Genomic DNA, 18,942 nt, shown 5'->3' with positions numbered 1-18,942 from the left:
TAAACTAACCTCTTTCCTTTAAATTTAACATCTCAAATCCTTCCAAAAGCATATAATATAACTCTTCTGCTATCTGACCTTCTGAAATGCTAGTCGCTTTATAGATCATATTTTTAATCATTTCTCTCCAACCTATAAGCATACTTGTCTTTACAGTATCTCCTTCATCATTAGCTGCCGTACCAGGCGCAAAACTTGAATCCATAAAATGAACTTCAGCGTTAACATTACCCCTTATCAATCTGCAAGCTAATTGAAAAACATCAACTATGGTGTCTCCCAATAAATTGTTTCTAGCATAATCAGATAAGGATGAATATCCAAACATATTTTCAAATTCACTTTCCGCCTTATAAAGTGATGAAAGCAAATAATGATGAAACTCTTTGATATCTTCATATTCTCTATTTGTATAAGCGTATATCTCATTTACATATGCATTATTAAACCAAGAAACCATAGTACTAATATCATTAGGAATATAATAAGGCCTTTTTATAAAGAAGGCTGCTTCAATTGCTGCAACAGACTTTGTAGCCTCTTCTCCTTTTAATTCATTTATATAATCTAAAATTTCAGTGTTTATGTTATATCCTCTGCCTATTCCAAGCGGTATAGCCATAGCTTTTATATTATATTTAGCAATATCTTCAATCTTACTTCTTTCAATCTCATTTTTAGAGTTAAAATTTAAATTACCGTTTTTAACTAAAGTAAACGCATCCTTCATGTTTTCACTAAGTTCCTCTGTAAAAATTCTGCAGTCATCATATGATCCTAACGAGAACAATACACGTTTTCTTCCTTCTGTTAACCTATCATATACTCCTTCTAAATATGCTTTTCCATCAATACTTAGAGACTCATCAAAAAGCTTATTAGCTACATTTTTTAAGGCTTCTCTTTTTTGTATATATTTAGTTCCAGAAACCTTCACTGCTATTGAAGCAGGGTAATACATAAATAGTTTTGTCTTTTTTACTTGTGGTTTTCTTAGCAAACATCCTATAGGTAAATTAATATTATATTTTGGCGAAGTTTTCATATTAGAAGTACCAGATAATAATATACAATTTGTTTTTATATCATCAAGATCACTGTAGAGCTTATCAAAATTTAATAATATCCATCTACCTACTCCTTCAATGTTCTTATAGCTAATTTTTATCTTACCGTTATCCTTTTTTATGATAAAACCATAATTCATATCAATAGGGATCACTGGAACTAAACCTGCAAATTCCTTTCTTAAACCTCCTGGACTACCATTTTTACCGTCTATTATACTAGAATCAATTTTTTTAACTAAATCCCATTTTTCAAGAACATGCTTTAATTTATGTTCCAACATATAAAGATCAATTATAAATTTTAGCTTTTCCATAGAACGGCTTACTATCTGGTTTAAAGGTTTCTCCCAATTACTATATAAGCCATCTAATTCTTTAAAATCCTCTCTATTTAACTTTTCTTCATCTTCCCATAATAGCAATTCATTTAATTTAAAATTTGATAAATGCTGTAAATCTAAAATTAGTTTAGATTCGTCAGCTAAATTAGCGGCAATAATTCTTAGGTCCTCCACAACATTATTTTTATCTCTAGCTGATTCTCCATTTAATAAATCCCTCTGAAATCTAGTAAATGTATTAATAAATGCTTTTCTTGCCTTATTGTATAAACTACTTAATTCTGTATTTTTATCAAAGGTTTTCTTTATATTGTTGTTAACATTTATAGCTTCATCAAACATATCTCTCCAAAGCAATTGCGATTTTACGATTTCATCAAAAATATTCCTTTTAAACAATTTATCTACTTGAACCGTAGTAGTAATAAAATTTGCTACATTAGTAGTAAAGTACTCAACGTTAGTGGTACCTCTAATAAATTGAATTATGTTTTCATCATCTGGTACATCTCCCTGCTCTTGATACTCCATGACTCTATTTTTTGTTTCACGATAAAATATATTTTTGTCTCCATAGAGCATTAACTCCTTACAAAACATTGCATCTAAGTTTGCTTGTACTTGGTCTGATTCATCAATAAAGACAAGGTTACTTTTACGCATAATATATTCCAATATGGTCATGTGTTTATCTGTATAAGGAAAAGGTAAGTAAGCTTGTACCGCACTATTAATAGTAGTAACAATCACCTGAGCCTCATTTAGATCCCTTATATTATTATACTTTGGGCAAATACTGATAAATGGACACACTATTTTTTTATCTATGATATTTCCTCTGCTATTTTCTTCTTTAATATAAAGTCCATTACAAGGCGGCCATTCTTCAGCTAATTCCTTCTCAGAATCTAATTTTGTATTTAGTAACATACAGCTATCATTAATATATCTAAAGGATTTTCTATTTTTAAAGATTTCATGTTGTGTTTTTAATGTAGTTATATATTGATTTGCATGTTCATGTATTTGATTAATGCTTAAAAAAGGTACTGCTTTTACTTGAAGCATGTTAAAATAGTCAATAGACTTAAAAACATCAGAAACTGTATTTAAAAAAATAGTGACTATCTTTCCCTTATGTTTTGTAATCCCATAAGTACATATATTAGTGAAAGTTGATTTTCCAACAGAAAGTGCACCTACAGTGTGAAGGATTCCATCTATATATAAATTCTTATTATCTATTAGTCCTTTATCTGAAGGTATTGAAAATACAAGATCTTTTATTCTACCTTCCCAATTATTTTTAAGCTTAAATACTTTATCCTTTTCATCCATTTCACAGGCCCAGGCTATCAAATCATCTTTATTAATATTTATGCCCTCATTTTGTTTTGCTTCCGTATCTATAAGCTGAAATCTATATTTATCTTTACAATAAGCAATCAAATTATCCTCTAGTTCTATATGAACTTCATTTTTGCCATTAGAATCTTTATAATAAATATGTTTTAAATCACTATTTTTAAATTCCTTTTCATCTATAAGACCTATTCTGTTTTCGTGAGCAAGGGGTCTTTCCAATTCAGAAATATACTCCTTAAATCTATCTAAAGAACTCACATCAGTTTTTATAGATATACTGTTTAACTTTCCATTTAACCTGTTAACATTAAGTATCTTCCACTCATTAGGGTACTTTTCATATTCTGCAAAAACTTGTTCTAATGAATTCTTATAACTCCAATGATATAGTGTATTCTGCAATATGGTAACCATTTTCTTGTCATAATCATCAAAATATGGAACATCAGAATTTGCTGTAACTCTGAATAGTTGAAAAATATCATCTATCTGTATTTCTTTCTTTTTGCTACTGTAAATAAAACTAAATACTATTTCAGCACTACAAATATTTGAAACTACTCTCCCTACTTTATATGTTCTAGTATCAATTTCTATATATTTTGACTTAATATCTACACCAGCTAACCTTGTAATATCAGCCCTTAGCTTATTAAAAATTTTATTAAAATGCTTATTAAAGGGTATTCTCAATACTAACACATCTCCTTTAATTGTTTTATAAATTCGTTTATCTTTAAAATATTATATTTATACGCATCTTTCCATTTTGCCTTTAACACGTTAATATAGTTATCTTTTACGTCTTCAGGCAAAATTAAAAAACCTGTAGTAATTTTATAATTTGCTGAGTTGTATAGATTTTTCATAAATCCTTTAAAATTCAGATTATTTGCTAGTTCATTAGGGTTAATCCAATCCTTTGCATCTATTGCCCATACTTCTCCATGCTTAAATTTTATTAGTACATCTGCTTTATCTGCACCTGGATATAGTTCAATTTCTGCATTAATCTTATCTTTTATTTCTTCTAAATAGTCATATAAATTAACCTCTATTATTCCTGGAATTACTACGGAATACATAATATCTTTCTTTAGTTTAAAAAGACGTTGATTTTTATTATGTATTTTTTCTTTTTTATTATTTATGGATTTTCTGTTAAGACATGCTGATGATATGCAATAATAATGTTTTTCATATTTACCGATAGAATTTCGTTTATTCTTATATGATAAGGGATAACCACAGTAAGGACATAAATAAATACTCTCCTTGCTACTTGGATCAATAGAAATTTCTTCATAATGATTTTCAATAACATCTATAATACTTAAACCGCCAAATGTTTGGCTAATTACCAACTCCCCTTGTTTATCTATAAAACTTTGTAACTCATCCTCTATATACATAAAATCTTTTTCTGTTACTAATGGATTCCTAATTAATAATTCTCTGCACCTAGCATATAAAGCTAATTTAAGATATCCATCCCTACAGAGCTTCTTAATTTTTTCTAAATCCTCTGCTCCAGCATTTCTATTATATTGTCTTGCTAAGGTAATGGCCAAATCGCTTAAAATAATATCTTCAGAACTATCTATAATTAATGGCATATCTATTCCTTCAATGTCACTAAAATGTCCTATGCCCCAAGTATTTATTGAATATCGTAAGATATTAGTTTGTTCATCCATTGTCATTGGAAAACTCTTTTCTGCCTTGGTTTTAATTGAGTACATATTTAGAAGTACAGAAGCTTTTGTCCAGTCAGTCATCATTCCGAAGTACAGATTATCTTCCATCATCTTAACTAAACTATAACAATAATATTGTATATGTTTCATCCCCTGCTCTTCTGTTAAATAATCATTTTTTTCTTCCATCTTTTACTCACCCATCCTTCCACATACATTTCTCATTTCACAGCATTTACAAATGGAGTCCTTCTCTGCTTTCCTGAACTCAATTATATTAAAGGGTATATTTTTGTCTGGATCTTTTAATTTACTCCTTAAAATATCTATGTTATATTTCAAAGTTTCCTTAAACTCAATAATGTCTTTTTCTGAAACAATGTGAGTATATCTTTTTCCTGAAGCTAAATATTCATTTATATAAAATACATTTGATACTTTTGAATAATCTCCATTATAAAATTTTTCTGCTAAGAATAATGCATATAACACAAGCTGACTACGTTCATTTTTATAATCAGGAGTTCCTGTTTTCCAATCAACTATTATTTCATTTTTGCTATACTTAAATTCATAAGCTAAATCTATATTTGCATAAATAATAGTGTCAAAAAGTTTAATATTAGGAAACTTACTTACTTCTATTAGTTTTATCTCCGTATCATGGCTAAGTAATTCATTGTATATATCGCTGTTATAAATTCCTTTTACTATTTGATTTAGTTTGTTCATGATTTTAATCTGTTTCTCTTGAAAATGTTTTTGCTGAATCTTAGCATCTTCATTATCAAAATAAAGTTCATTAAGTATCTTTTCATCACTACCTGGCACCATTCCTTTTAGTGCATCTTCAGTTGCTTTAATAGCTTTATTTTTCATATTCTCATATTTATTTTTTATTCCAATTGCAATGTTTTCTTCTGTACATTTATCTATATCTAAAGTACCTTCCTTCTTCTTCCTTGCGGTGTAAGCCATAACCTCGTGAACAGCAGTGCCTAAGACTATATCTAAGGTATCTATTTTTTTTAATCTCTTTATTTCAATCTGATCATCAATGTTTATTCCCAATGCAGCAGCACCTGCATCCCATGAACCATAGGTACTTAATGCGTACTTTCTTTCGCACTCACCAAATTGCTTAAATTTTGTAAAAGAAGCTGAAAACGGAACCGCAAACTTAAAAGTTCTTTTATAATTTGGATAGTAACTCATTGTAACACCTACCATATAATATTTGAGTTATCATTGAGAATTTATAAATTCTTCAAATTCATATTCCTGAATAAAATTAATAAATACATCATTTAAATAAAATTTTATCTCATCTTCCTGTCTTAATATCCTATAACTTAAACCTATTGTTTCTGAAGTAACCTCCTCAATTTCACAAAGAGCTTGAAGTATCATATAAATATTTTTGTCAACTTCATATATATAATTGTCTCTATCATTAACAGGGTTATCTAGTCCATAATATTTTTTGATTAGAAACATTTTAATAATTAATTCATCTACCTCAAAAGATGTTTCTGATATTTCTTTTTCTAGGCATTCAAGTCTTTGTTTATTCATTAAAAGCAATATTGCTTTTGAATCTACATTGTTTAATTTATCCATATGTATTCTGGGAATTATGATTTTATCTCCCATCTCATTAATAAATTTAATAAGCTTTGTAGCTTTAAACTCGATATATAGCTTCTCCTCATCTAAAAGATTATTATTTTTCGAACTGTATGAGGTCACTAAGTCTAAATTCTCACATGCTTCTAATAACCACCCCATCTCATCTTTGTTGACTTCATAGCTGTATTTTTCTTCATAAATACTTTTACTTTTCATTAATCCAAAAATATCTCTTCTTACTCCAAACCAAACAACATAGTTTTCATCTACTTCACACCTTTTTAAGTCACAGCAACTTTTTATATGTTCATATAAAAACTCTATTCTCTCACTTTCATCAGGAAGTTTAATTTCCCAGCTCATTTTTGTAATATCATAGTTGTTTCTTTCATATTCAATATACATAATTGGTAAAATTGCTAGTAATAAATCTTCATACTCCTCTTGATTTTTCGCAGTATTACAAATATGTTCTAATAATTGTAGTGGAAGAGGGATTCTTAAACTATTTGCAAAAATCTTATAAAGTTCTTTGAAATTTATATTACTTATTTCTATTTTATCTATATGCTTTTCCTTATAGTCCCATATTCCGCAATCTTTAAGTTTATCTAGTGTTTGGTAAATTTCTTTTTCTAATTCAATATATTTATTAGCATCAAAAGTCTGAAAGAGGTTTACTTGTTTAGGATTCTTTATGTATTCACTAGGTGTAATCCCAAATGCATTTTTAAATGCATTTGTAAATGCTGGTGTTTCATACTGAAATTTATTTGCAACAACAGCAATATTGTTATTTTTCAGTAATTCCTTTGCAGCTTTTGATAATCTTCTCTTGTATATATACTCTCCTATATTAACTGAACAATAATTCTTAAAAATTCTATTTAGCTGTTTGTATGAATAATATGTCTTCTGTCTCACCTGCTCAGCAGAAATCTCATTTTCTAAATTTTCTTCTATAAAATCTACAGTTTGCTTAAGCATATCTAAATAGTAGTTCATGATTCATTTCTCCTTTATTTGCTATTATTTATGAGCAAACTTCTTATTTAACTACCTCTATTTTATATTAATAAAAATAATCGTAGTTAATAGTTTTGGACATTTTCTATATGATAATCGTTTTTTTAACAGAGAATACTTTTCACCCAAACCAGGAATTCTGTTTAAAATATTTCAGTACATAATTAAGCAGTATATTTAATTACAAATCGATAAATGAAAACAACTACTTCGACAATATTTGTAAATACAATAATTATAAATTTTAGTTTACTATTTTTTTAGATCCTATGACATACATTTTTTCAAGTTTATATTTATTTCTTGTGTATAGTTTACAAAAAAATGTGTTTTAAATACAACAGTAACCTGTACAAAAAATTGTACAGGTTATCTATATAGTAAATTCATATTTTCTATCTCTCTTTTTATTTTTTCTACTAAGGTAACTGGTTCAATAACTTGAATGTCACTACCATATTGCATAATCCACCTAATAAATCCATTTGAATCTTTAGATGTAAAACTTGCTATAAAGTGTTTTTCATCTTCTATTTTAAGTTCGACATCCTCTCCAAGTTCATCAATTACTGCATCCAATAAAGATTTATCACACCTAATTAATACAGGCATGTCTCTACCAGAATACATATTGATACATTTCTTAGAATAAACTGCCGGATCAAAACCCTCCTTAAATTCTTCTACCTCATTTAAAGGTGTTCTATTTTCTTCTTTTATTCCAACCTTCTGCATTCTATCAACCCTATAATGAGATGGTTCTTTATGGTTATCAGAAAATCCTACAAGGTAATACGAATCCTTTTTTAAGATCATTGCAACAGGGTTTACTACATATAATTTTATATTTCCATTTTTCATTTTAGGAATAAGCTTTTTATTTATATCATAATGACAATAGTTAAAACTTATTTTCTTATTATTTAGAATAGCCCTATTAATGCTATCAATACTGTAGAATATATGTTGATTCATTGATTTTGACCTATTATCAATATAAAGCTGATCTTTAAGATTGCCTGTAATGTATCGACTATTCAGACCCTCTAACTTCCTTATTAATTCTTTAGTCTTTTTATGAGTCACAGACCTACATGCAGATACACAATCCATAAGTATTCTTACTTCATGCTCTTCAAAAGTTCTACTTCTTATATAATAGCCTTTACCATTTTCATTAAAGTTACTTATATCATAACCCAAAGAATTTAGCACTTCTATATATTCATAGACTGTTCTTCTATCAATCCTATCTCCTGTAATTTGCTGCAACTTTTCTAGAATATACTTCATTGTTAACATATGATTTTCATCACTTTCTGCTTGAAGGAGTTGATAAAATTTATGAAATTTGTAATAATTATTCGCCACAGAATCACCTACTTGATTTACTTTTAATTGTATAGGTTAAAATACCTTTTATCACATCTGTATTTTAAAACTCTCTTTAATTATAATTTTTTCACTAGTATTTAATTATTTAAAAATATATTAATATAACCATCGACTAATAAGCAATCGATGGTTTCATCATTTTTTATACTATTTTTTCCTTCAATACTTCCTTTAACAGCTCAACTGCACTTTCTTCCTCTGGATTATTAGTCTCTAGTTCTCCACGGAAAGCTTTAGCAAGAATAGATTTTTTCATTAGATCTATTTTTTCTATAGTGTCGCAAAGCTCTTTTGCTCGTTGTTCGTTTTCTAGGAGGTTTTCTAGGATGCGGACGATTTCTTTTTGTTCTGATAACGAAGGAATTGGTACTACTATATTTCTAATTGTCTCCATTGACAAACTAGGTTGCGCGGTAGCTTTTAGGTATTTAAAAATCTGCTTTTGTCCCGCCTGAGAAATCAAGTAATACAAGACATATTCATGTAATATATATTCCTCATTGTCATTATATATTTCTACTTTTGCAACATTTGGTGCCAAATGAAATCTTTGTGGCTCGTTAAATAAGCACACATCACCAATACCAGCTCCAATAAATGTTACTAATATACTTTTCCTGTTTAATGCACTTCTACTTAATTGTTTTGATACTTCTTCATCTATATATAATAAATTTTTAGTATCAAGATACCCTTTTCTAACATTTTGTGCACGAACTACTGGTATATCTCCTTCTTCTCGAAGATGAATATACTTTGTATACTCAAAACCAGCTAATTTGGTTACAAATGCAATTTCTCCGAGCTTACAAAGTTTCCATTCATGAGGAAATGAATTATTTCTATCCTCTTCTTCTATTGGAGCTATTTTTTTTGGTCTTTGAATTACTCTGTTTTTTACAAGTTCATCTCTTACATGTATAATACTGTCGAAAATCCACTCAATACTCTCTGAATCTATCCTTTTTGTCAATTTCCCACTAAAAGCTTTGCGCAAAATAGCAGCCTTACGGCTTTCAAAAGAGTCTAAAGCATTTTGTACCAGTTCCTTTGCTGTATCTAGTTTTTCAAATAGTGACTCAATAACATCTACAATGCGTTGTTGTTCAATAATCGGTGGCAATGGAAATGGCATATTTTCTATATCATTTTTACTAACCTGTGCAAATGTAGTTCCAGTTGATATTTCATATAAATAGTTTTCAAAATTTAAGAAAAAATATCTAATTAGTTTTCTTCCAACTACATTTGAACGGATAGCACATACTCCACGACCTAAGCAATATTCTCCATCTGAAAATATTGGCCTACCAAGTGTTGCCCTTATTGATACAATAACATCATCTAACTTTGATAACTTTGTGGGTTTCATTGTATATCTTTTCGCATTTGGATACAATAACCCCATGTCAGCTGCTCCGCCTATTAAAGGAGTATATCTAGCATCCTCCGTTGTATCAGAGCCGCTAGGTGATTGACCCATTACTACTTCTAGGATGTTCTCCAACCTCGTCCACACCCAATTCCCCGGCACTTCATAAGGTCTATCCTCTTCCTTAACAATAGCTTGCTCCAATAATTCTTCCAGTGGCAACTTTTCCTTCTTCACCTTTGCCATTACTTGTCACCGCCTAAACTTTTAAGCTCTTTCACTACACTTAAAATTAAATCCATAGCTTCTTCTAGCTGTGCTGCTATTTCTTCTCCGCTTTCAATTGGGTTTTGTAGATCTTCGTAATCAAGTACACTGTCATCTCTAATTAAGCCTAAATCAAGGCTGTCATTTTTCTCTTTTATCTGCTGTCTTGTAAACACTGAGAAACGTTCATCTTCTACCTTTGTTCTGTCTTCTGCTTTATAAGCTTTTATAAATCCATCAAAATGTTCTTTCTTCAACGGATTTGTCTTTCCAAAGCTAGGCATATTTGTACGCATGTCATATATCCATACTTCTTTTGTATTATCCTTTTCTGAAGTTCCACGAGTAAAGAAAAGCACATTAGTTTTAACTCCTTGGGCATAAAATATACCTGTAGGCAAACGTAATATTGTATGTAAATTACATTTATCCATTAAGTCCGTACGAATATTGGCTCCATCACCATCTGCAAATAGCACGTTATCTGGAAGCACTACTGCTGCTCTTGCTTTACCATTATTATTAAGTGAACGATATATATGCTGTAGAAAGTTAAGCTGTTTATTTGAGCTAGGAAAAGTCAAGTCATCACGGGTGGCACGTTCTCCTCCTTTTTTAGTTCCAAAAGGTGGATTGGAAAGCACTACATCATAGCCTTTCATCTCTTTTCCTGCATTTGATAAAGTATCCCCTAATATTATTTTTCCTTCAATGTCATGAAGCATGGCATTCATAAGAGCTAATCTATGAGTATCATGTACCAGCTCACAGCCTGTAAAAGCTTCTGTTCTTTGGAATTCTTGAAGATCTAAGTCTAAATCATCTAAATTGTTTGTTTTATTTTTAATATAATGGTCTGCTCCTATCATAAATCCAAAGGTTCCTGCTGCTGGGTCATTGCATTTTTCACCTGGCTGAGGATCTATAAGTTCCACCATTACATCTATCAGTACTCTTGGAGTAAAGTACTGCCCTGCACCTGACTTTTTCTCTGATGCATTCTTTTCTAACAAACCTTCATAAAGGTTTCCAAGACCTTCTTCCTTTGCACTATACCAGTCCAAATCATCTATACTTTTAATTATTTTTTCTAAATTCTTAGGTTCATCTATATTAGATGCTGAACCGTTATAAATTTCTCTTATTCTGCCAGTGCCCTCTTCTCCTAAGTGAGTTAATAAATCTTTATAGAACTTTCTTAATTCCATACCATCTCTTTTTACTAACTCATCCCATCTATAGTCTTCTGGTATTTTATCTTCTGCTCCTGTTTCCTTAGCCATTTTTAAGAAAAGTATATAGGTAAGCTCTGAAACATATTGATGATAGGTTATTCCATCATCCCTTAATACATTACAAAGATTCCAAAGTTTACTTACTATTTCTTGAGTATTCATCTTATATTTCCTCCTATATTACGCCGTTTCATTGAACATATATTCTTTCATTTTATCTATGATTTCTTCCAGCTTATTATCAAATATTTTATCGTATCTATTAAAGCCGCCCTCTCTTTTAAAATTACCTACATCAAATACCTTTTTATCTATTATTACCTCTTTAAGCATAGCCTTTTCTATCTTCTCCAGCCACTTTGTTTGAACTGCAGTCAAATAATATTCCTTTTTAATTCTGCCCACAGCCTTCTTTACTCTTTCCTCTATTGGAATTAATGCACTGCCTAAAGCCTGCTGCCTTATAAAGGATATTATATCTGCTGCTATTTCTTCATTGCTTAAATCCTTCCAGGCTATCTTTAAATACTCTTCACTAAAGCCTTCTTTATCCAAAATAGCTCTTAACCCTTTTAAATCATCTCTTGTTAAATCCTTAGGTCTTGTGCAAACTATATTTAAAGCTATAATCCTATTTCGATTTTCTTCAATGTACTTTTTAAATTCATTTAGATAATCTTCCGGTTTTTTACCTTTACCATATCCTCTTTCATGAGATATAAGCTTATCTTCCTTATCTGAAACTACTATAACTTGTTCATTATAAGACTTTTGATCTAAATATTCAATGAGAGCATTATTTTTTACTATTTTATTTAAAGCATCCTCTACATTTAAAGTTTTTAATTCTTCAATAAATTCTTGTGGAGTTTTATCATTACAAAAACTTTTAAACACGGCTTTTTCATCATCTTTTATAAGCTTTTTCTTTCTCTGAAGCTTGGCAATGATTTTATCTATTTCATTTTTCTTTTCTTCCTCAGAGACTGCTCTCTTAAGTCTTTCACTTAATATTTTAAAAGATTCCTTAGCATCCACTACCACTGGCTTCATATTTGTAACAGGTGAAAGAGCCTCATATAAGTTAACGCAGTCAAAAATTTCAAAGTGAGTTTTATCTATTTCACTGCATAATCTAGTAGCTCTGCCCAGCATTTGTTCATAAAGTATTCTGGACTTTACTCTTCTCATAAATACCAGTTTGTCTATTTTAGGTACATCAATACCTGTAGTTAAAAGGTCTACTGTTATCACAATGCTTGGATAGGTTTCATTTTTAAACTTCTTTATAGCTAACTCTGGATCTTTTATAGAACCTGTAATTTTTAATATAGCATCGTCATCTACTCCACCTTGAAGTTCATCGTAAATCTCCTTAAGTATCTTTACAATGGTATCTGCATGGGCATCATTAGCTGCAAAAATAAGAGTTTTCCCATTATCCTCTGGACTAATATACTTTGCAACTTCCTCAAGGACTTTTCTATTATAGCTTTCTGAAATTACTTTTTTATTAAATTGGTCTATTTCAAAATCAATATCATCCTCTAACTCTGCACCATTTATCAATTCTCCAGTAACAGTATTATACTTAGGAACTTTATCTCCCTTTTTATAATGAATACCCTGTTCCATAAGTTCTGTTTTTATTATATGTGGCGGTTCATGGTCTACTAAATAACCATCAATAACTGCATCTCTATAGCTGTAGGTATAAACAGGTTGTCCAAATATTTCTGTAGTATGTAATGCTGGTGTAGCTGTTAATGCAATCTTAAAAGCATCAAAATATTCTATAACCTTTTTATATTTACTGATGAAATCTCTGTTATCTCTCCAGTCTATTTCATCATCACTCATTTCCTTATCTAATATATATCCTCTGTGAGCTTCATCTATAATAATACAGTCGTAATCACCAACAGAAGGAATATTTTCTTCTGAGTATAAAATTCTTTTAACCATAGCTTGAACTGTAGCTACATGAATTTTGGTTTCTTTATCAATAAGCTTATCTTCAAGTCCATTTATATTATAAATCTTACTTAAAGGCATAAGATTTTCTATTTTCACCTGTTCAAAGGTTTCCTGTGCCTGCTCCCCTAAAGCTGTTCTATCCACTAAGAACAAAATTCTTTTAAATCTTTTAGTAACTAAAAGCCTGTATATTAAGCCCAGCACAGTTCTTGTCTTACCAGTACCTGTAGCCATAGTTAGCAGAGCTGAACTTTTACCTTCTATTACAGCATTTTCAGCTGCTTTAATAGCTTCTACCTGATAATCTCTAAGTCCTACCCCATCTGGATCTTTTAAGAAGTCATAGCTTAAACAATTCAAATGTTCATTAGCTTCTTCAATGTTTTCCTCCAGCATAGATTGAAGCTTTTCTGGAGAATACCAACCTTGTAAAGCCTTAGGGTGATTTGTATTTTTCCTGCAGTCTAAAAAATGAACACCACTTCTATCCTTCAGCTCCTTTATATATTCTCTGCCGTTACAAACGAATAAAAAAGGTACCTTATAATCTCCCCAGGAGTTTGTAACATACTCTCCATGTTCTTCTTTTACTCCTTTAGCATATACCTTACTTTCAACCATATTACCAAGAACATCTTTAGTGCTCTTTTTTGCTTCAATAAAACCTACTAACTTAGTTCCTATAAATAAAGCATAATCTACCTTACCACGTTTCTTTTCCCTTGATGATGTGGGCCATTCTGCAATAGCTTTATTTTTTCCTTTTTCAGGTAGAGCACCCTTGGAATATTTTAAAGCTATGCTATCTGCTTCCCAACCTGCATTTCTAAGCTGCACATCTATAATCTGTCTTGTTTCTTCCTCTGTAAAAGCTATATTTTTAACCGCTCTTATAGCTTGTTTTCTTCTTTTATTTATATCCTCCGTACTTTCAGACTCCTTTAGTTTTTTAAGTTCTTCTTCTAAAAGCTTAATCTTATCATCATACTGCTTTGAGATTTCTTCAATATCAGAAGTGTTAGCATCTTCCTTAGGAAGTACAAAAGGTTGTGGTTGAAAATCCCAATCTCCATAGGTCTGCATAAACCATACCCCTAGTTTATAGGTAAGCCCAAGTAAAACCTTAGCTTCTTCTACGGATTCATAAGCATCATGAGCTGCCACATTTCTTTTTTTCCTTAGAGAAAACAAAATATCATCTATTTCCTTTGGCAGTAAGTCCTCTCTTTTTAAAAGCTTTATTCTGTTAGCATGAGTATTTTCATACTTTATTGAAGTATCATTTATTTTTTCAAAAGCCATCATATAGTTTACAATAAGCTCCCCAAACATACCCATTTTTATAAAGGCTGTATTAGAATCTATGTATAGGTTTTTCTCTGATAATTTCCCCAGGTTTGACAACATGGGCCACCTTTTATTTAAAAATTCGAAGTTATTATCCATATTATCCCCCTTTTCCCATATGAGTATATTATAGCATGGAATAAGGGTGTTTTTAAGTGGGATTGGGGAGGAAGTTTGGAAAAATGAGGACACGTAAAAAGCCCTATAACTTCTAAGAGTTATAAGGTTTTATTACGTTAATATAGTATGCCTTTAAAATTTTTTAGGTGTTTTTCATAAGATTTTATAGGGTGAGGACAATTTCCCTTTCCGAACCTAGAAATTATTAAAACCCAAGCCTATTTTTTAATTCTAATACTTTTTCCTTTGGAAGTTCCGTTATTTCAACTATATCCTCTACGCTATCCCCTCTTTTTATCATTTTTTCTGCTACTTTTAATGCTTTTCTATCTTCACCAATATCTATTCCTTCTTCTTTAAGCTTCTTATCTAATTCTAATTTTTTTATAACTTCTAATATAAACTCCCTGTTATCATTGTTTATTTTTCCTATTCCCATATCTTTATACACCTCCAATATTTCATTTGGATTTGCTTCTGTTAACACATTCATTATTATTCTATATAGTGGATCTTTAATATTTCCTATATACTCTGCTATCCATTTTTTTATCAATTCTTTGTTATTATGCTCTGCCTGAAGCAATTTTAAATACTTTGCTTCTTCATCCTTTAGTTCTTTTGCTACTATAAGTTGTGTTTCTATATCTGTATTCTTTATATCATATATACCGTTATCTATTTTCTCTATTATTGCTCCTTGTTCTCTTTTTAAATAATCTATTAGTTTCCTCGGGTATTTACTTGATGTTAATGTAATAGTCATTTCTTTTATATTTATCTTATTTGTCCCTTCTGATAATGCTTTATATAAATATGCATATGCTTTTACTTTATAGTAGTCATCTATGGATATATAATCTGTAGGTGATTTATACTCAAATATGTTGTATTTTCTAAATATTAGCCCTATAGATTTATTTATCTTTATATCATCTAGTTTCTTTATAACCAATATATCTATTCTTAAAGGTTCATCTGTTAACTGATATTCTGTTAAAAATTCTAAGTGTTCTTTATACTCCTTTAACTCCAACTGCATTGCTGCTGCAAAGGCTGGATGCCACTTTATTTTCTCATTTGTCAATATTATCACTGCCTTAGTTTTTTCTTTCATTATATCATATTCGCTTTTTCTTTTGAATACATCCATATAGTAGGTAGTTGAATCCTTTTCTTCTAAAAGTCTTTTGTAATTCAAAATGAAGATAACTGCCATCCTCAGTATAAAAAGTGTAGTCCATAATAGCTGGTATTGGGAAAAAATTAGAAAACATAAAAAGCCCTATAACTTCTGATAGTTATAAGGTTTTATTATGTTAATTTAATATACCTTAAAAATTTTTACTTTTTGAATAAAGCACTTCAATAATTTCAGTAACTTTTTTAGAACGTAAAATTTCTGTCAAATATTTGATAAATTCATTTTCATCATTGCAAGTATAATTAAAATCCATATATTCGTCATAATTATTAACTGAAATAGCTAGTGGATAATTAGATTCTGGATTGGAGTATACTGTAAATAATGTATAAGTATAATTATCTAATGTTGGAGATACTATATTAAAACTTGTTGCAAGTTTGTATTCTTGTATTCCATCATTATTTTTTAATTTTGTATTTATAATTTTTGCGTATAGAACATCTTTTACAGCTTTTTCAAAATATTTTGCTTGCTCCTCTAATATTAAATTGGGAGAATTAGCTACTTTCTTATCGATATCCTGTAAATTCCATAAGTTATCCATAATTTTTTATTACCTCCATCTTCAATTCAAATTTAATTGGCAAATGATCAGATATTCTTTTTTTGTCAGGTATATTATTTTTACTTACTAGGCTATTTTTATTAATGACATCAATTATCTTCAACTTATTAAAATCAAACTTATCTATCAAATCTGGTCTTAATATAACTTGATCATAAGTATACCAATAATAACTATTAGTTTCAGTTGAATAATAAAATGTCCCTTTAGATGAATTTAAAGCATTTCCCATAAGATGCCACATTGGATTATAGTAGAACTTTCTTTCCTCTTGAAAAACTTTTCTACTCTTCTTTTTTGCAATCTCTGGACACATAACAGCATTAAAACTTAATGAAGAAATCATTCCGCTATCAAAAGGGTTCATATTAAAATCACCAACAACTATACTGTTTTCCGTATTACGTTCTTCTTCTATTTGCTCAAATTCTCTTGTAATTTGTGAAGCAGCATACATATTTAAGTCTTCCTTTTCTTGTTTATATCTGCTTGGAAGATGTAATGCAAAAAGTAAAAACCTCTCATTTCCATCTTTTATATTAAATACTGAATAATATTTACTTTCTTTTATAACATTTATCTGCCCTTTTGTATTATGCAAAAGCATTATTCTAGAATTTTTATCAATTCTCTCAATTTTAAAAAACAGATTTTCATCATTTAATTTTCTTAATAAATAATCTACATCTATATTTTTGCATTCTGTTAACATCAATACGTTGATATTATTTTCTATACATGCATCTACAATATATGAAGAAATGTTGTTATTACCAACGTTCCAATAGAGAAAATTTATCTTAGACACCTCCCAAAAAACTCAATATTATACTAAATATTAATAATATCTGTAACTGATTATATCACATAATAGTTATGTACAATCTTATTTATTTTTATTTCTTATGCTTCTCACACTTCAAGAGCAATTTAGAATTACAGAAATATAACAATCTTACCCCCTACACAAAATGAAGTTCCCTACTTTCCAGATTCGGCGGCATCCATTTACGGTTACTATAGGTAGAACTTAAATCTGCATAACCCCCGGTGTTAAAATAGTTGTCGTAGGGAATAAAAAATGATATGCTCGAACAAAAGGAGAGATGAACCTATGACAAAAGATAATGAAAATAATAAGAGATATAGTAGAGAAGAAAAGGATAGATTGACAGCACGTATGCTTCCTCCGGAGAATTGTTCTCCAAGTGAACTAGCTCAAGAAACAGGTATAAGTAAATCAACCTTGGCTACATGGAAGTCAAAAGCGATAGGACGAAATACTGTAAGGTCTAATAGTACCGTATCATCAAAAGAAAAGTTTTTAATAGTTATGGAAACATACACTATGTCAGAAATAGAACTATCAAAGTATTGTAGAGAAAAAGGACTTTATGTTGAGGATATTAAGAAGTGGCGTATTAGTTGTATTGGAGCTAATGACAGCGAGAGAATTGATACTAAAGAGTTAAAGCAAGAACTACAAGAGGATAAAAGGAAAATAAAATCATTAGAGAAAGAGCTATCCAGAAAAGAAAAAGCGTTAGCTGAAACAGCTGCACTCCTAGTGCTTAGAAAAAAGTTGGATGCGATCTTAGGGGAAAACGAGGAAGATTAACAAGCCTTTCTGATCGCATAAGAGTAGTAGACCTTATTAATGAAGCTAAAGATAATGGATCCAGGCTAGCGCCAGCTTGCGATGTGGTAGGAATAAGTGTTAGAACCTATGAAAGATGGTGCAGTGAAGGCAGTGTCAAGAAAGATAAGAGACCATCAGCTGAGAGACCTACACCTAAAAATAAGTTAACAGATGAAGAATATCAAAGTGTTCTTAATATTGTAAATGTGCCTGAATTTGCAGACTTACCACCATCACAGATAGTTCCTGCTCTTGCAGACAGAGGTATATACCTAGCTTCAGAATCAACAATGTACAGAATCTTGAGAAATGAGAATATGCAGCATCATCGTGGAAAAAGTAAACAACCAGTAAAGTCAAAGCTTCCAACTACCCACATAGCTACTGGTCCAAATCAAGTTTGGACATGGGATATTACATACTTAAACACTTGTACAAGAGGACTATATTATAAACTATACATGTTTTTGGATATTTTCAGCAGAAAAATAGTAGGTTGGGAGGTATGGGAAGAAGAACTAGGTGAATTAGCCTCAGAGTTAGTGGAAAGAGCCATTATTTCAGAAAAAATCAAAGGCAAGCCTTTGATACTACATTCAGATAATGGAAGTCCTATGAAGTCATATACACTTAAAGCTAAGCTTGAAATGCTTGGGGTTATGTCATCATACTCAAGACCTAGGGTTAGCA

General features: G+C 30.1%; 13 protein-coding genes. 2 read left to right on the top strand and 11 right to left on the bottom strand.

Annotated features, from left to right (window positions below; all coding sequences use genetic code 11):
• Nucleotides 1-4 precede the first annotated feature (4 nt).
• From HGI79_RS18700 to HGI79_RS18650, 11 genes are all read right to left on the bottom strand, one after another.
• Nucleotides 5-3,469, bottom strand: coding sequence for a hypothetical protein (locus HGI79_RS18700; RefSeq protein ID WP_185652202.1), 3,465 nt, complete (start codon nt 3,467-3,469; stop codon nt 5-7).
• A gap of 2 nt (nt 3,470-3,471) precedes the next feature.
• The gene (locus tag HGI79_RS18695) at nt 3,472-4,662 is read right to left on the bottom strand and encodes a hypothetical protein (protein ID WP_185652201.1); all 1,191 of its coding nucleotides are present in this window, start codon (nt 4,660-4,662) and stop codon (nt 3,472-3,474) included.
• Between the two features lie 3 nt (nt 4,663-4,665).
• Nucleotides 4,666-5,688 carry a PD-(D/E)XK nuclease family protein gene (locus HGI79_RS18690; RefSeq protein WP_185652200.1) on the bottom strand — a complete coding sequence of 341 codons (1,023 nt, stop codon included), beginning with the start codon at nt 5,686-5,688 and terminating at the stop codon, nt 4,666-4,668.
• Between the two features lie 30 nt (nt 5,689-5,718).
• Complete coding sequence (locus HGI79_RS18685) at nt 5,719-7,107, bottom strand: helix-turn-helix transcriptional regulator (protein ID WP_185652199.1); 1,389 nt, start codon at nt 7,105-7,107, stop codon at nt 5,719-5,721.
• Between the two features lie 390 nt (nt 7,108-7,497).
• Nucleotides 7,498-8,499, bottom strand: coding sequence for a YafY family protein (locus HGI79_RS23540; RefSeq protein ID WP_185652198.1), 1,002 nt, complete (start codon nt 8,497-8,499; stop codon nt 7,498-7,500).
• Between the two features lie 166 nt (nt 8,500-8,665).
• Nucleotides 8,666-10,141 (bottom strand): restriction endonuclease subunit S, encoded by a 1,476-nt coding sequence (locus tag HGI79_RS18675; RefSeq protein ID WP_185652197.1) that lies wholly within the window; start codon nt 10,139-10,141, stop codon nt 8,666-8,668.
• The gene (locus tag HGI79_RS18670) at nt 10,141-11,559 is read right to left on the bottom strand and encodes a type I restriction-modification system subunit M (RefSeq protein ID WP_185652196.1); all 1,419 of its coding nucleotides are present in this window, start codon (nt 11,557-11,559) and stop codon (nt 10,141-10,143) included. The genes HGI79_RS18675 and HGI79_RS18670 overlap by 1 nt, the downstream gene beginning before the upstream one ends.
• Before the next feature lie 18 nt (nt 11,560-11,577).
• On the bottom strand, nt 11,578-14,820 hold the full coding sequence (hsdR, locus tag HGI79_RS18665; protein WP_185652195.1) for a type I restriction-modification system endonuclease: 3,243 nt from the start codon (nt 14,818-14,820) through the stop codon (nt 11,578-11,580).
• Between the two features lie 226 nt (nt 14,821-15,046).
• Nucleotides 15,047-16,042 (bottom strand): 3-isopropylmalate dehydrogenase, encoded by a 996-nt coding sequence (locus HGI79_RS18660; protein WP_185652194.1) that lies wholly within the window; start codon nt 16,040-16,042, stop codon nt 15,047-15,049.
• Between the two features lie 133 nt (nt 16,043-16,175).
• Nucleotides 16,176-16,592: a hypothetical protein gene (locus HGI79_RS18655; RefSeq protein ID WP_185652193.1), complete on the bottom strand. Its 417-nt coding sequence runs from the start codon at nt 16,590-16,592 to the stop codon at nt 16,176-16,178.
• Entirely contained in the window at nt 16,585-17,421 is an 837-nt protein-coding gene (locus tag HGI79_RS18650) for a hypothetical protein (RefSeq protein ID WP_185652192.1), read from the bottom strand. Before HGI79_RS18650 ends, HGI79_RS18655 begins: the two co-directional genes overlap by 8 nt.
• Nucleotides 17,422-17,727: 306 nt before the next feature.
• Between HGI79_RS18650 and HGI79_RS18645 the strand changes: the two genes are divergently transcribed.
• Nucleotides 17,728-18,231, top strand: a complete 504-nt coding sequence (locus HGI79_RS18645; RefSeq protein WP_185652191.1) for a transposase — start codon at nt 17,728-17,730, stop codon at nt 18,229-18,231.
• Between the two features lie 83 nt (nt 18,232-18,314).
• Nucleotides 18,315-18,942: DDE-type integrase/transposase/recombinase (locus HGI79_RS23535; RefSeq protein ID WP_185652190.1), on the top strand; the 628-nt coding region annotated here is incomplete at its 3' end.

The sequence above is a fragment of the Clostridium sp. DJ247 genome (genome assembly GCF_014231265.1).
Note: the sequence above shows the minus strand (reverse complement) of the source record. Positions and strands in the feature narration are given on the sequence as shown.